We start from the raw sequence: 15,140 nt of genomic DNA, 5'->3' as shown, positions 1-15,140 counted from the left end.
CCCCTTATTGTAATTAAGCAGCCAGATAATTAAGGATGAAATATGACTCAACAAATTTTTACCGGATTTCCTGCCCGTCGCCTACGCCGTTTGCGTAAACAGGATTTTAGCCGCCGTTTAGTGGCCGAAAACAAATTGACAGCGGATGATTTAATCTATCCCGTGTTTATTTTAGAAGGCGAAAACTACCGTGAGCCCGTGCCTTCTATGCTGGGCGTGGAACGTTTAACCATTGATCAATTATTAATTGAAGCCAGACTTTTGGTGAAATATGGTGTGCCGGTTATTGCTCTTTTTCCAGTCATTGAGGCTGGCAAAAAATCCCTCATGGCAGAAGAAGCCTACAATCCGAATGGTCTGGTTCAACGAGCGGTAAGCGCGTTAAAATCGACTTATCCCGAATTAGGTGTGCTGACGGATGTAGCGCTTGATCCGTACACGATTCACGGGCAAGACGGTATTATTGATGAAGAAGGCTATGTACTAAACGACACGACAACGGATGTTTTAGTTAAACAAGCCCTTTCTCATGCCGAAGCCGGGGCGGATATTGTCGCACCTAGCGATATGATGGACGGACGTATTGGGCGAATCCGTCAAGCATTGGAAGACAACGGTTTTGTTAATACGCAAATTATGGCGTATTCTGCAAAATATGCCTCTAATTATTACGGGCCTTTCCGTGATGCGGTCGGATCATCGGGTAACTTGAAAGGCGGTGATAAGAAAACTTATCAACTGGATCCGGCAAACGGTGATGAAGGTTTGCAGGAAGTTGCCTTTGATTTACAGGAAGGTGCTGATATGGTGATGGTGAAACCGGGTATGCCGTATTTGGATATGGTTTATCGGGTAAAAGAATATTTCGGTGTGCCGACTTTTGCTTATCAGGTATCCGGTGAATATGCGATGCATATGGCGGCCATTCAAAATGGTTGGCTGAAAGAGAAAGAATGTATTATGGAATCGCTACTTTGTTTTAAACGCGCCGGAGCAGATGGTATTTTGACTTATTTCGCCAAACAAGTAGCTGAATGGTTGTATTTGGAAGGAAAGGATAAATAGCCTTTTTCGGTAAAATGTGATCTTTATCATCAAAATTAGATAAAATTCAATAGAAATGAGAAAATATTAAATATTTTCTCATTTTTTATTTTTTCTTCATTTTTTCCTTAAAAAAATAATTGCAATATTAAATAAGTCATTGCATATTGTTTCTCACTCCGTCATAGAACGGTGGTAAATAATAAAAAACAAACACAACATTAATACGTTAAGAAGGAAACGAGTATGTCAACAATCACATCTTTAGACGAGTTTTTAGCAAAAGTTGCACAACGTGATGGTCACCAACCGGAGTTTTTGCAAGCGGTTCGTGAAGTTTTTACGTCCATTTGGCCGTTTTTGGAAGCGAATCCGAAATATCGTTCCGAAGCGTTATTAGAGCGCTTGGTCGAACCGGAACGAGCCTTTCAGTTTCGTGTAGCGTGGACGGATGATAAAGGTCAAGTTCAAGTAAATCGTGCATTCCGTGTACAATTTAATAGTGCAATCGGGCCTTACAAAGGCGGAATGCGTTTTCATCCTTCCGTTAATCTCTCAATCTTAAAATTTTTAGGTTTTGAACAAATTTTCAAAAATGCGTTGACAACCTTACCAATGGGGGGCGCTAAAGGCGGTTCGGATTTTGATCCCAAAGGTAAATCTGATGCGGAAGTGATGCGTTTTTGTCAGGCGTTGATATCAGAATTGTATCGCCATATCGGGTCGGATACGGATGTGCCTGCCGGGGATATTGGAGTGGGTGCTCGCGAAGTGGGATACCTTGCCGGTTATATGAAAAAATTATCCAATCAGGCTGCTTGTGTATTTACCGGTCGTGGTTTATCTTTCGGCGGTAGCTTAATTCGCCCTGAAGCAACCGGCTATGGTTTGGTTTATTTTGCCCAAGCCATGTTAGCGGAAAAAGGAGATAGTTTTGCAGGGAAAGTGGTGTCTGTTTCAGGCTCGGGAAATGTGGCGCAATATGCTATTGAAAAAGCTTTGTCACTAGGTGCAAAAGTCGTTACTTGCTCGGATTCATCCGGTTATGTTTATGATCCGGAAGGCTTTACCGCTGAAAAATTAACCGCACTTTTATATATCAAAAATGTTAAACGCGGTCGAGTGAAAGACTATGCGGAACAATTCGGCTTGCAGTATGTGGAAGGTAAACGCCCTTGGGAAGTTAAAGCGGATATCGCACTTCCTTGTGCAACACAAAATGAACTTGAAATTGCCGATGCAAAAGCATTAATTGCAAATGGGGTGCAATTGGTAGCAGAAGGGGCGAATATGCCAACTTCTATTGAAGCAACCGATGCGTTTTTAGAAGCCGGTGTATTATTCGGCCCGGGTAAAGCGGCAAATGCAGGCGGGGTGGCAACCTCCGGTTTGGAAATGGCACAAAGTTCGCAACGTTTATATTGGACGGCAGAAGAAGTGGATGCCAAATTACACCGCATTATGTTGGATATTCACGCGAACTGTAAAAAATACGGTGTAGTGAAAGGTCAAGAAAACATTAATTATGTTGTTGGCGCAAATGTTGCCGGTTTTGTAAAAGTGGCTGATGCGATGTTGGCGCAAGGGGTTTATTAACTTCTAAATGTTTAACAAAAATGACTGCTCTTTTTGTAAAGTGCGGTCATTTTGTTTATAGAATTTATGTCTCTCCATCGTTGTTTTAACTTGCCTTTTTGTTCAAAAAGTGTAAAATCCTTGGGCTTTTTGTCTATATATACAGAGAAAAAAGTAAGTTATATTTTAAGTGTCTTTCGAACTTGAAAATATTCTTTTAGTAATCAAACATTTAGAGGAAGGTTATGGTAACCATTCGTTTATCTCGTGGCGGAGCTAAAAAACGCCCATTTTATCAAATCGTAGTCGCTGACAGCCGTTCACCGCGTGACGGTCGTTTCATTGAGCGTGTAGGTTTTTTCAACCCTATCGCACAAGGTAAAGCAGAACGTGTTCGCATTGATTTAGACCGTGTAAACCACTGGGTAGGTCAAGGCGCATCATTATCTGATCGTGTTGCGAGCTTGGTAAAAGAAGTTCAAAAAGCGGCTTAATTCGCTTTTAAACGAGAGATAGGTGAAAAATATGGAACAACAACGTATTGAAGTTGTGGGCAAATTAGGCTCAACTTACGGTATTCGTGGGTGGTTGCGTATTTATTCATCAACCGAATATGCTGAAAGCATTTTTGACTATCAGCCTTGGTTTTTAAAAATTAAGGGTGAGTGGCAACCAACAGAACTTGAAAATTGGCGTCATCATAACCACGAACTGATTGTTAAGCTGAAGGGTGTGGATGATCGTGAATCCGCACAGGTTTTAGCAAATATTGAAATCGGTGTGGATTTGTCCGTTTTCCCTGAGCTTGAAGAAGGCGATTATTACTGGCATGATTTAATCGGCTGTTCCGTCGTAAATCTTCAAGGTTATACTATGGGAACGGTAACGGAGATGATGGAAACCGGTTCTAATGATGTTTTGGTGGTTAAAGCAAATACAAAAGATGCTTTTGGAAAACAGGAACGGTTAATTCCGTTTTTGTATGAACAAGTAGTTAAAAGAGTCGATCTCACCACGAAAACTATCGAAGTGGATTGGGACGCTGGTTTCTAATCTCAAGTATGCATAAACGTAATGCTGTATGTTTTTAAACTAAAGTAGGGTCAAATCATGTGGATTGGGATAATTAGTTTATTCCCCGAAATGTTTAAAGCGATTACGGAATTTGGGGTAACCGGCAAAGCTGTAAAACACAATCTCTTGCAGGTGCAATGTTGGAATCCTCGTGATTTCACGCATGATAAGCATAAAACCGTTGATGACCGACCTTATGGTGGCGGTCCGGGGATGCTGATGATGGTACAACCTTTACGGGATGCTATTCATGCGGCAAAAGCGGTTGCGGGAGAGGGTGCAAAGGTAATTTATCTTTCACCGCAAGGACGTAAACTTGATCAAAACGGTGTAACGACATTAGCACAAAACCAAAAATTAATTTTGGTCTGTGGTCGTTATGAAGGTATTGATGAACGATTGATTGAAACTGAAATTGATGAAGAATGGTCAGTCGGAGATTACGTCTTAACTGGCGGAGAATTGCCGGCAATGACATTAATTGATGCTATTGCCCGTTTTATTCCCGGTGTATTAGGCAAGCAGGCTTCGGCAGAAGAGGATTCTTTTGCAGACGGATTGCTGGATTGTCCGCATTACACCCGTCCGGAAGTGTTAGAAGGCTTAACCGTACCACCAGTGCTGATGTCGGGGCATCATGAAGAAATTCGTAAGTGGCGATTAAAACAATCACTAAAACGAACATGGCTCCGCCGCCCTGAGCTCTTAGAAAGCCTAGCTCTGACTGACGAACAATGTAGGCTGTTAAAACAGGTGCAAACCGAGCATAACAGTAAAATCAGTTAATTCTAGGATAACAAAGGATTAAAAATGTCTAACATTATCAAACAACTTGAACAAGAACAATTAAAACAAAATGTACCTAGCTTTCGCCCAGGTGATACTTTAGAAGTTAAAGTATGGGTTGTTGAAGGTAGCAAACGCCGCTTGCAGGCATTCGAAGGCGTGGTTATTGCAATTCGTAACCGTGGCTTGCACTCTGCGTTCACTTTACGCAAAGTATCTAATGGCGTAGGTGTTGAGCGTGTATTCCAAACTCACTCACCGGCGGTAGATTCAATCTCTGTTAAACGTAAAGGTGCGGTACGTAAAGCGAAACTTTACTACTTACGTGAGCGTTCAGGTAAGTCTGCTCGTATTAAAGAGCGTTTGGGTGAATAATTTCACTGAAAAAAATATAAAAGCTTGGTTTTTTCCAAGCTTTTTTTATATTGAAAAATAAAACTTTAACAAAAGTTGTAAAATATCAAATTTTGTTTATTAATGTTTATTGCAAAGAATAGTTAAGAGAGTAAAATGTCTCCAAATTATAACTACAATACTAAAAATGAAGGCTCTATATAAGGTGTTTTATGCCAGATGTTAAAAATTCTTCAATAGTAGCATTAACTCCAATCGAAGCGACAAATTTCGCAGAAGATAGCGCAACTTATAAAGCTCGAAAACGACCTTTACTTTCTTTTATGTCGGGTATCAGTGCCGGTGCTTGCATTGCACTAGCATTTGTATTTTATACAACCACGCAGACCGCACTTGTTGAAGTATCATGGGGATTAGCTAAACTGGTAGGCGGAATAGTTTTCTCTATCGGAGTCATTATGGTGGTGTTATTGGGGGCGGAACTCTTTACTTCATCCACTATCACATTTATTGCCCGTATTGCTGGTAAAATCACAACATGGCAAATGCTTCGTAATTGGATTGCAGTATATTTTGGAAACTTTATCGGTGGTCTAATTATTACCGCGCTTATTTGGTTTGGCGGTCAAACTATGGTTGCAAACGGTCAATGGGGTCTAACTATACTTACAGTGGCACAACATAAAATTCATCATACTTGGTTTGAAGCCTTTAATTTAGGCATTTTATGTAACATTATGGTGTGCTTGGCGGTTTGGTTATCTTATTCGGGAAAGACAGTTGTAGATAAGGCATTTATTATGATTTTGCCGATTGCCTTATTTGTGGCATCAGGTTTTGAACACTGTGTGGCGAATATGTTTATGATTCCTATGGGAATTATGACCGCACATTATAGTAGTCCTGAATTTTGGCTACAATTAGGCATTGAAGCGAACAAATACGCTGATTTAAATGTCTACAATTTTATTGTAAAGAATTTAATACCGGTAACGTTGGGTAATATTGTAGGCGGTGCAGTTTGCGTTGCCTTATTTCAACGTTACTTGACAAGATCTCATTAGCCATTAATGAATTGAAAGGGTTTATTTTTAATAATTAACAAAGGAAATGACTATGTCAGAACTTAATGATGCACAAAAAGTTGCTTGGGCTGGTTTTACAGGCGGTGATTGGCAAGAAAATGTCAATGTACGTGATTTTATTCAAAAAAACTATACACCATATGAAGGTGACGATTCTTTCTTAGCAGGGCCGACCGAAGCGACAACTAAGCTTTGGGAAACCGTTATGGAAGGGATTAAAATTGAAAACCGCACACATGCCCCATTGGACTTTGATGAGCATACACCATCAACGATCATTTCTCACGCACCGGGTTATATCAATAAAGATTTAGAAAAAATCGTTGGTCTTCAGACCGATGCACCTTTAAAACGTGCGATCATGCCATTTGGTGGTATCAAAATGGTAGAGGGGTCATGTAAAGTTTATGGTCGCGAGCTTGATCCGGAAGTGAAAAAAATCTTTACCGAATATCGTAAAACCCATAACCAAGGGGTGTTTGATGTTTATACTCCGGACATTTTACGTTGTCGTAAATCCGGTGTGTTAACCGGTTTACCGGATGCTTATGGTCGTGGTCGTATCATCGGGGATTATCGCCGCGTTGCACTTTACGGTGTCGATTTCTTAATGAAAGATAAATACGCCCAATTCTCCTCTCTACAAGAAAATCTTGAAAATGGTATTGATCTTGAAGCAACGATTCGTTTACGTGAAGAAATCGCAGAGCAACACCGTGCACTTGCTCAAATGAAACAAATGGCGGCAAGTTACGGCTACGATATTTCTAATCCGGCAACGAATGCACAAGAAGCAATTCAATGGATGTATTTTGCTTATTTAGCCGCAATTAAATCGCAAAATGGTGCGGCAATGTCATTTGGTCGTACTGCTACCTTCATTGATATTTACATTGAACGCGACTTAAAAGCAGGCAAAATCACGGAAGGGGAAGCACAAGAATTAGTTGATCACTTAGTGATGAAACTACGTATGGTGCGTTTCTTACGTACGCCTGAATATGATCAATTATTCTCCGGCGACCCAATGTGGGCAACAGAAACCATCGCCGGTATGGGATTGGACGGTCGTACATTAGTGACCAAAAATACCTTCCGTATTTTGCATACCCTTTATAATATGGGAACTTCTCCGGAGCCAAACCTTACTATTCTTTGGTCTGAACAATTACCGGAAAACTTCAAACGTTTCTGTGCAAAAGTTTCTATTGATACTTCATCCGTTCAGTATGAAAACGATGATTTAATGCGTCCTGACTTCAATAACGATGATTATGCAATCGCATGTTGCGTATCACCGATGATTGTCGGTAAACAAATGCAATTCTTCGGGGCTCGTGCGAACTTAGCGAAAACCTTGCTATACGCAATCAATGGTGGTGTTGATGAAAAATTAGGTATGCAAGTTGGACCTAAAACTGCACCGATTACAGATGAAGTATTAGATTTTGATACTGTAATGACCCGCATGGATAGTTTCATGGATTGGTTAGCAAAACAATATGTGACTGCGCTAAATATTATCCACTATATGCATGATAAATATTCATATGAAGCGGCATTAATGGCATTACATGATCGTGATGTATATCGCACAATGGCGTGTGGTATTGCTGGTCTTTCTGTGGCGGCGGATTCACTTTCTGCAATCAAATATGCCAAAGTAAAACCAATCCGTGGCGACATTAAAGATAAAGAAGGGAATGTTGTTGCTTCTAACGTAGCAATCGATTTTGAAATCGAAGGCGAATATCCACAATATGGTAACAACGATAACCGTGTAGATGACATTGCGTGTGATTTGGTTGAACGCTTTATGAAGAAAATTCAAAAACTCAAAACTTATCGCAATGCAGTACCTACTCAATCCGTACTTACTATCACCTCTAACGTGGTATATGGTAAGAAAACAGGTAATACACCGGATGGTCGCCGTGCCGGTGCACCATTCGGACCTGGGGCAAACCCAATGCACGGTCGTGACCAAAAGGGTGCGGTAGCGTCATTAACATCTGTAGCTAAACTTCCGTTTGCTTATGCAAAAGATGGAATTTCTTACACTTTCTCAATCGTACCAAATGCATTAGGTAAAGATGCAGAAGCACAACGTCGTAACCTTGCAGGTTTGATGGATGGTTATTTCCATCATGAAGCAACCGTTGAAGGCGGCCAACACTTAAATGTTAATGTGTTGAACCGTGAAATGTTGTTAGATGCAATGGAAAATCCGGATAAATATCCACAATTAACCATTCGTGTGTCAGGCTATGCGGTGCGTTTTAACTCTTTGACTAAAGAGCAACAACAAGACGTGATTACCCGTACCTTTACGGAAACCATGTAAAATTTTGAAAAAATTGACCGCACTTTAGCGGAAATATCGAAATAGTGAGCCTGAGTGAAATCAGGCTCATTTTTTATTATTGTATATTCTGATAAAATTTAGCTATATTTTTAATTGTGAGTTTATTATGTCTGTTTTAGGAAGAATTCATTCATTTGAGTCTTGTGGTACGGTAGACGGTCCGGGCATTCGTTTTATTTTATTTATGCAAGGCTGTCTTATGCGTTGTAAATACTGTCACAACCGAGATACTTGGGATTTGGATGGCGGTAGAGAAATCAGTGTTGACGAGCTAATGAAAGAAGTGGTGAGTTATCGTCATTTTATGAATGCAACGGGTGGCGGTGTGACGGCATCAGGTGGTGAGGCGATTCTTCAGGCGGAATTTGTACGGGACTGGTTCCGTGCTTGTAAAAAAGAGGGGATTAATACTTGTCTTGATACCAATGGTTTTGTCCGTCATTATGATCCCGTGATTGATGAACTCTTGGATGTTACCGATCTTGTTTTACTCGATTTGAAGGAACTAAATGATCAAGTTCACCAAAATTTGATCGGTGTGCCTAATAAACGAACGCTGGAATTCGCTAAATATTTGCAAAAACGTAATCAAAGAACCTGGATTCGCTATGTAGTGGTTCCGGGTTATACAGACAGTGATCATGATGTCCATCTGCTTGGACAATTTATTGAAGGAATGGAAAATATTGAAAAAGTTGAGCTATTGCCTTATCACCGTCTTGGGGCGCATAAATGGAAAACACTCGGTTTTGATTATGAGCTTGAAGATGTAATACCGCCGACACGTGAATCGTTGGAACATATTAAATCAATTTTAGAGGGTTACGGACATATTATTAAATTCTAATTGAAGATAAACTCATTAAATCTAAGGAGGAAATGATGAAAAAACTGATTTTGGTCTTTCCTATTCTGTTACTGACCGCTTGTTCTATCCACTCGCAACAAAATACAGCGTTTCAGAATGTTAAACTGACACCGCCAACGCAAGATCGCCAGGGATATGTGCGCTTGGTGAAAGATGTGACTTATTACATAGATACGGATTCTATTTGGGTTGATAACGAAGAACCTAAAGAAGTGCATTTTGACGCAGTAATTAATTTAGACCAAGGTTTATATGTTTACCCAAAAGAATCGAAACGCTATGCACGTTCTGTTCGCCAATATAAAATTTTAAATTGTAAAAATTATCGCCTAACACAAGTACGCACTGATTTTTATGATGAGTTTTGGGGAGAGGGGCTACGTGCCGCACCGAAAAAACAAGAGAAGTATAGTATTCGTTTAATACCCAAAACCACGCTTTATAATGCAGCACAGATTATTTGTGTGAATTACAGTAAATAATCTAGTTAGATAGTAAAAGGTCGCTCATCTGCGACCTTTGCATATTTCAATATTTAAAAAGTTAAGCGATCACGATTTTTTTCAAGGGTTGCTTTGCCAATCCCTTGCACTTCAAGCAGTTGCTCGGCTGTAGTGAAATTACCGTATTTTTCACGATATTGCACGATTGCTTCTGCTTTTTTCGCCCCAATACCGGTTAAGAATTTTTGAATTTCACTTGCCGTTGCCGTATTGATATTGAGTTTATCGCCTATATTTTTTGAGAGCACATTTTCGGTAATCTCGGTTTGTGTAGCCGTAGGCTCCACAGTTTTTTCTTCTGCAAATGAGCTTGCACTAATTAATGCACTTCCTAAAAGGAGTGTGCGAATTAAGGTTTTAATTAATTTCATAGTGTTTCCTTGTTAATGATGAAAATGTTGATAAAATCAACACCAATATTTTTTCTATTTCCATGAAAATAAACAAGAAATCAACCGCACTTTTGCGATCATGCTCGAAAAGTTTAGGTGTTATGAAATAAAAACGGCTGTTTATGAATAATGGTCGCCATTGATTTAGTATCAAAATTGGTATGCTATGTTTAAATTTTTTGTTTGTTCAACCGCTCTTTTTTTTGCGATGGCAACGGCACGGGCAGAACAGTTTGTCTCCTTGACCCTGTGTAGCGATCGCCTGTTACTGGACATTGCCCGCCCGGAGCAAATCGCAGCAATGTCCGCCTACTCTAAAAAACCGTTGATGATGTTAGACAAAGTGAACACCGATAAGCCCGCTCTTGAGCCGCAGCTAGCCGTTTTATTACCTTATTTAGACAAAACTATATTTATCAACGAAACATTTTATCCTCAGCTTGTACAGGATTTGAAAAAACTGGGAGCAAATATTATCCCCCTTAACGATACTCCGCAAACACCCGATGAACTCTTCGCGTTGATATTGAAGCTGGGCAAAATCACCGGTAATGAAATTCATGCAACGCATTTGGTAAAAACATTGCAATTAAAGAATTTTAAGTTAAATCTATCTTTTACCGATACCTTAATGCTTTCTGATACAGGCGTAGCGGAGAGTGATTTTCCACAATATTCCACGTTGCTTAATGTGCTTGGATTAACCCCGCTGAAAATGCTGCTCACTGCACAAAATTTTTCTCTCGAAAGAATGTTGCTTTCCCAGCCGAATGTACTGATTGAAATCTCAGATAAACAAAGTTATAACCAACAAGCGGCGTTACTTAATCATCCGATTTTACAAAAACTTTTTCAAAACCGACCGCACTTTCGTATTCCAATGAAATACACCTATTGTTTTGATCACGGCGTGTGGCAGGGGGCAGAACTGATTTATAACCAATACAACACCTTACATTAGGGCTAGCGAAATGAAGAAAATAATATCCATTGTACTGTTATTTGTTGTGATTATTGGTGGTGTGGCTTTTTTAATGCTAAAATCAATGCCCGACAGTATTTTAAAAGGCGAAAAAGAAGCCAATCCACAGGTTTTAAATACGCAACCATTACCCGAAAATACGCCGATTACCCGATTAGTTGTGATGAAAAGTGAACGGCAAATGTGGGCATATCATCAAGATAAACTTGTGAAAATTTACCCGATTTCTCTCGGTAAATCACCGGTGGGACATAAGCAATTTGAAGGGGATAAAAAAACACCGGAGGGGGTTTATCGTATTAACGAACGTAATGCCAATAGTCATTATCACAAAAATTTAGGCATTTCATACCCCAATTCTACCGATAAAGCCTATGCCCAATCTCAAGGAAAATCGCCCGGCGGATTAATAAAAATTCACGGATTACCCAATAAATCCTTTGATATTGGTCGCCAACATTTACGCAAAGATTGGACCGATGGCTGTATTGCCGTAACTAATGAGGAAATTGATGAACTATTTAATGCCGTGATACACAATGCTGAAATTGATATTCGCCCATAAACGTAAATTAAAATGACCGCACTTTAAATGAAAAAATATCTTAACCTATTATTGTTTATACTTTTAATATTGATTGTGGTGTTGGCTCTCAATTACCAACTTCATCATTTTAGCGCATTACGCAACGCGGACGGTATTATCAGCGATATGCGTTCATTAGTGATATGGGATATTCGTCTCCCCCGCATTTTATTGGCTGTGCTGACAGGGGCAAGTTTAGCCCTAGCCGGCAATGCAATGCAGGGCATTTTCCAAAATCCCCTTGCCAGCCCCGGTTTACTCGGCAGTGCCAACGGGGCAACCACCACCAGCGTTTTTCTACTCTACTATTTTTCTCTTCCCGCCGTGCTATTGCTGATGGGGGGCGTATTGGGCGCATTAGCCAGCTTTATGCTGGTTTATATGATCGCCCGCAAACAGGGCTCAACAGTGATGATTTTAAGCGGTGTGGCAGTCAATATGTTATTGGGGGCGGCCATCGCGCTACTACTTTCCAACGCACAAAGCCCTTGGGCATTGGCGGAACTCTATCGCTGGTTACAAGGCTCGCTGGTTTGGGCAAAAAGGGAGACTCTATTGTGGTCGTTACCGATTATGTTACTCGGTATGCTTTGCATTTTTCAGCAACGCCGTTATGTCGATTTACTCACCTTTGGCGAAGAAACCGCCGCGACAATGGGGATCAACCCGAAACGGAGCTTTTTCATCACCGCACTCGGCGTAGCATTATTGGTCGGGGCAACCATTCCGCAAACCGGCACAATTGGCTTTATCGGTTTAATCGCCCCCCATTTAGCCCGAATATTACTCAAAAAACGTCCGTCCCAACTCTATTTGACCAGTGCGTTAATCGGGGCATTATTGTTATTGATCGCTGACTTATGCGTGTTATACCTCCCGCTCTTCTCCCATATCTATATCGGCACGCTCACCGCTATTATCGGCGCCCCTTGCCTGATCTGGATTTTACTGACTCAACAACGCAAACTCGCCGGCTAAACGGAGTAACGCAATGATTAAAATCGACAATTTAACCCTAGCTTATGCTTTAACCGACGTCAGTTGCCATATATCCAAAGGAAAATTGGTCGGTATAATGGGGGCAAATGGGGCGGGAAAATCCACGCTGTTGAAAAGTATTGCAGGGATCTTACCCTTTGTAAGCGGTCAGATTTGGCTAAATGCTTGCAAATTAAGCGAAATGACCGCCCGCCAAAAAAGCGAGCAGTTGGCATATCTGGCACAAAATACCGCTATTCAATGGGACTTATCCGCCTATGACGTGATTGCGTTAGGTTTGCCTTTCCCGCTCAAGCCCAAGTATGAGCAGGAAAAAGTGCGGTCGATTTCAGACAGATTTTCTGTTTCCGCCTTATTGGATAAACCCTTTCAGCAACTTTCAGGCGGTGAAAAAGCCCGTGTACAACTTGCACGTTGCTGTATTAAAAATGCCCCATTACTGCTTGCTGACGAGCCAATCGCTTCGCTCGATCCTTATTATCAGCTCGACATTATGGAACAGCTTAAATCCCTCACGCCCAAACAGACGTGCGTGGTGGCAATTCATCATTTACCACTGGCATATAAATTTTGCGATGAAGTGATTTTGCTTGATAAAGGAAAAATACTTGCCAGCGGTGAAACGCAAGCGGTGTTAAATGCGGAAAATCTTGCAAAAACCCTTGGCGTACGTGCCGAATTTGATTTAGAGAGAAAAGAGATATTGCGTGTAGAGAAGTTGGAAAGCTAATGCTAACTGCTTGGATGTTTAGGAAAGTTGGAAGTTGATTTTCAATTTAGAAAACCAACCACACAATCGCTAACTTTCTTTACAACTCAACCAGTGCACCTGCGTGCCTTGATGGTTTTTATAATACGTCGAACGATTTTGGCGTGCGACTAAATCCACAATGCTCCCCTCAATCGGCTGATAGGAACGGTAAATGACCTCAAATCTCGAACCGCGTGTATTTAACGCTCGGTTCTCAATATGATCAAACGGCACTGCCTTGCCCCCATCTAATTGAAAATAAATCCCAAAATTCTCTTTCAAACGGCTCTCTCTTGAAAGCGGGAAATAGGTTGTTAAATAAGAAGTAGATTGAGTTTCGATATTTTGACAAATATAGTAATAGAGTTTATAAGCTGTAGGATTATTGAGTTCCGCTTGGGTGATGTTTTCTTTTAAGAAACGGGTTTTAACAGGCTTCTTCGGCGGTTGTGTCATGTAGGCAAAGAGAGCGAAGAGCGTAGCCAAAAGGAAAAGTCGTTTAAGTTTGTTCATCGTTAAACAATAAATAGAAAATCAGGTGGAGTATGATAGCGGAAATCGGATAGAGTGCAAGTTTGAGAAAATAGATGATTTGAATATGGTTTCCTATTTATTATAGGAAAGTTTTACAAATTGGAAATAAATTCCAATTTTGTCACTATAATTTTTCGTAAACACTTATAAAACAAAACAATATAGGTTAATTTGGGGTACCCTACGGAAATCACCACATCAAGATTGTAGTGTTTAGTGTTGTAGTTTTTGCCATCGGTGTCAGTTATCCGGAAATTCCGGATAACTGAAATCTCGTTTAATTCTTCGCCATCAAAGATATTTTTCAAATGTTCATTTACCGTACGCACATTCACACCAAAAAGCTCAGCAATACATTTTTGCGTCAGCCAAATTTCGTTATCTTCATACCGCACTTCAATACTTTAATCGCCAGTTTGGTTGGTGAAAATCAGAAATTCAGCGGTGCTGTTGTGAATAAGTTTAGTCATAAGTTATTCCTTACAAAATTTTGGATAAATTTAACCGCTTATAGCCTGATTGCCGTCAGCCAAACATAGCTCTTTTCTTTTTATCCGCTTCAATATGGCGGATATATTCTTCAAAAGGCTCTTTAGTCATTCTGTTTTTCCGTAGTGAAACATTTTAGGTAAATGTAACTGCTTGTGGGGTAAATGTCGAATAGAAACGAGAGATTTTTCGATGGGGATCGTAAAATACATGACTTACAAGCGTAGGCCTTGAGAAGGGCTTGCAAATTTTTTAGAGGAATTGACCACTTGGTGTATTTCTGTATAAAAATTTACAGTTTGACATTCTACCGTTCTTTATCGCTTTTCTATATGGTAGAATTTACAGCATTCCTAAACACTCAGATTTGTTGTATGGATAAATTACCCCCCCGAACAGCGCCGAAAATGTATGCAGGCAAGTAAAAATAAAGGTACAAAACCCGGAGTATTATTGGATCAAGCCTTGTAGAGCTTGGGATTGCGTTATAGGAAAAATGACAAAAACATCTTCGGAAAGCCTGATTTTAGCTTTAAAAAATACAAGGTTGTCGTATTTGTTGATGGTGAATTTTGGCACGGAAAAGATTGGGAAATTCGTAAAAACGATATAAAAAGCAATCAAGCCTTTTGGATTGCCAAAATTGAACGAAATATTGCAAGAGACAGGGAAATGACGGAAATGCTATTAAAGAGCGGTTAGAAAATTCTCCGTTTTTTTGGAAAAAAAGCACCTTTGATTAGTTAGTGTTAT

General features: G+C 40.2%; 18 protein-coding genes. 16 read left to right on the top strand and 2 right to left on the bottom strand.

Going from position 1 to position 15,140, the window contains the following annotated elements:
• The first annotated feature begins 42 nt into the window (after positions 1-42).
• From hemB to FEE42_RS06070, 10 genes are all read left to right on the top strand, one after another.
• Positions 43-1,065 (top strand): porphobilinogen synthase, encoded by a 1,023-nt coding sequence (gene hemB / locus FEE42_RS06115; RefSeq protein WP_059365890.1) that lies wholly within the window; start codon positions 43-45, stop codon positions 1,063-1,065.
• A gap of 225 nt (positions 1,066-1,290) precedes the next feature.
• A complete protein-coding gene (gene gdhA, locus FEE42_RS06110; protein WP_164027936.1) occupies positions 1,291-2,640 on the top strand; it encodes an NADP-specific glutamate dehydrogenase in 1,350 nt (449 codons plus the stop codon).
• 224 nt (positions 2,641-2,864) lie between these two features.
• On the top strand, positions 2,865-3,113 hold the full coding sequence (gene rpsP / locus FEE42_RS06105) for a 30S ribosomal protein S16 (RefSeq protein WP_005540791.1): 249 nt from the start codon (positions 2,865-2,867) through the stop codon (positions 3,111-3,113).
• A 31-nt stretch (positions 3,114-3,144) separates the two neighbouring features.
• Complete coding sequence (gene rimM, locus FEE42_RS06100) at positions 3,145-3,672, top strand: ribosome maturation factor RimM (RefSeq protein ID WP_059365888.1); 528 nt, start codon at positions 3,145-3,147, stop codon at positions 3,670-3,672.
• A 57-nt stretch (positions 3,673-3,729) separates the two neighbouring features.
• On the top strand, positions 3,730-4,479 hold the full coding sequence (gene trmD, locus FEE42_RS06095; RefSeq protein WP_135969054.1) for a tRNA (guanosine(37)-N1)-methyltransferase TrmD: 750 nt from the start codon (positions 3,730-3,732) through the stop codon (positions 4,477-4,479).
• A 24-nt stretch (positions 4,480-4,503) separates the two neighbouring features.
• Positions 4,504-4,854 carry a 50S ribosomal protein L19 gene (gene rplS / locus FEE42_RS06090; protein ID WP_059365886.1) on the top strand — a complete coding sequence of 117 codons (351 nt, stop codon included), beginning with the start codon at positions 4,504-4,506 and terminating at the stop codon, positions 4,852-4,854.
• A gap of 191 nt (positions 4,855-5,045) precedes the next feature.
• Entirely contained in the window at positions 5,046-5,897 is an 852-nt protein-coding gene (gene focA, locus FEE42_RS06085; RefSeq protein ID WP_059365885.1) for a formate transporter FocA, read from the top strand.
• A gap of 52 nt (positions 5,898-5,949) precedes the next feature.
• Positions 5,950-8,262 carry a formate C-acetyltransferase gene (gene pflB / locus FEE42_RS06080; protein WP_059365884.1) on the top strand — a complete coding sequence of 771 codons (2,313 nt, stop codon included), beginning with the start codon at positions 5,950-5,952 and terminating at the stop codon, positions 8,260-8,262.
• 127 nt (positions 8,263-8,389) lie between these two features.
• Positions 8,390-9,130: a pyruvate formate lyase 1-activating protein gene (pflA, locus tag FEE42_RS06075; RefSeq protein WP_164027935.1), complete on the top strand. Its 741-nt coding sequence runs from the start codon at positions 8,390-8,392 to the stop codon at positions 9,128-9,130.
• Positions 9,131-9,165: 35 nt separating this feature from the next.
• A complete protein-coding gene (locus FEE42_RS06070) occupies positions 9,166-9,633 on the top strand; it encodes a surface-adhesin E family protein (RefSeq protein WP_164027934.1) in 468 nt (155 codons plus the stop codon).
• Positions 9,634-9,686: 53 nt separating this feature from the next.
• Here the strand turns inward: FEE42_RS06070 and FEE42_RS06065 are convergent, their stop codons facing one another.
• Positions 9,687-10,025 carry a helix-hairpin-helix domain-containing protein gene (locus FEE42_RS06065; RefSeq protein WP_059365881.1) on the bottom strand — a complete coding sequence of 113 codons (339 nt, stop codon included), beginning with the start codon at positions 10,023-10,025 and terminating at the stop codon, positions 9,687-9,689.
• Between the two features lie 187 nt (positions 10,026-10,212).
• Here FEE42_RS06065 and FEE42_RS06060 point away from each other — a divergent pair, with 187 nt between their 5' ends.
• The 4 genes from FEE42_RS06060 to FEE42_RS06045 are packed head-to-tail and all read left to right on the top strand — an operon-like array spanning position 10,213 to position 13,343.
• Positions 10,213-11,007 carry a TroA family protein gene (locus FEE42_RS06060; RefSeq protein ID WP_164027933.1) on the top strand — a complete coding sequence of 265 codons (795 nt, stop codon included), beginning with the start codon at positions 10,213-10,215 and terminating at the stop codon, positions 11,005-11,007.
• 10 nt (positions 11,008-11,017) lie between these two features.
• Entirely contained in the window at positions 11,018-11,593 is a 576-nt protein-coding gene (locus tag FEE42_RS06055; RefSeq protein WP_059365879.1) for a L,D-transpeptidase family protein, read from the top strand.
• A 27-nt stretch (positions 11,594-11,620) separates the two neighbouring features.
• Positions 11,621-12,592 (top strand): FecCD family ABC transporter permease, encoded by a 972-nt coding sequence (locus FEE42_RS06050; RefSeq protein WP_164027932.1) that lies wholly within the window; start codon positions 11,621-11,623, stop codon positions 12,590-12,592.
• A 13-nt stretch (positions 12,593-12,605) separates the two neighbouring features.
• Complete coding sequence (locus tag FEE42_RS06045) at positions 12,606-13,343, top strand: ABC transporter ATP-binding protein (protein WP_164027931.1); 738 nt, start codon at positions 12,606-12,608, stop codon at positions 13,341-13,343.
• A gap of 69 nt (positions 13,344-13,412) precedes the next feature.
• On the opposite strand, the gene FEE42_RS06040 is transcribed toward FEE42_RS06045, so the two are convergent.
• Positions 13,413-13,877, bottom strand: coding sequence for a hypothetical protein (locus FEE42_RS06040; protein WP_164027930.1), 465 nt, complete (start codon positions 13,875-13,877; stop codon positions 13,413-13,415).
• A 329-nt stretch (positions 13,878-14,206) separates the two neighbouring features.
• Between FEE42_RS06040 and FEE42_RS06035 the strand changes: the two genes are divergently transcribed.
• Both FEE42_RS06035 and vsr read left to right on the top strand, forming a co-directional pair.
• Complete coding sequence (locus FEE42_RS06035) at positions 14,207-14,437, top strand: hypothetical protein (protein ID WP_164027929.1); 231 nt, start codon at positions 14,207-14,209, stop codon at positions 14,435-14,437.
• 430 nt (positions 14,438-14,867) lie between these two features.
• Entirely contained in the window at positions 14,868-15,089 is a 222-nt protein-coding gene (gene vsr, locus FEE42_RS06030; RefSeq protein ID WP_237184489.1) for a DNA mismatch endonuclease Vsr, read from the top strand.
• The last annotated feature ends 51 nt before the right edge of the window (positions 15,090-15,140 follow it).

Origin of the sequence: Rodentibacter caecimuris (genome assembly GCF_010587025.1) — a bacterium.
Taxonomy (GTDB): domain Bacteria; phylum Pseudomonadota; class Gammaproteobacteria; order Enterobacterales; family Pasteurellaceae; genus Rodentibacter; species Rodentibacter caecimuris.
The sequence above is the reverse complement of the archived record's forward strand: the minus strand, read 5'-3'. Positions and strand labels throughout refer to the sequence as shown.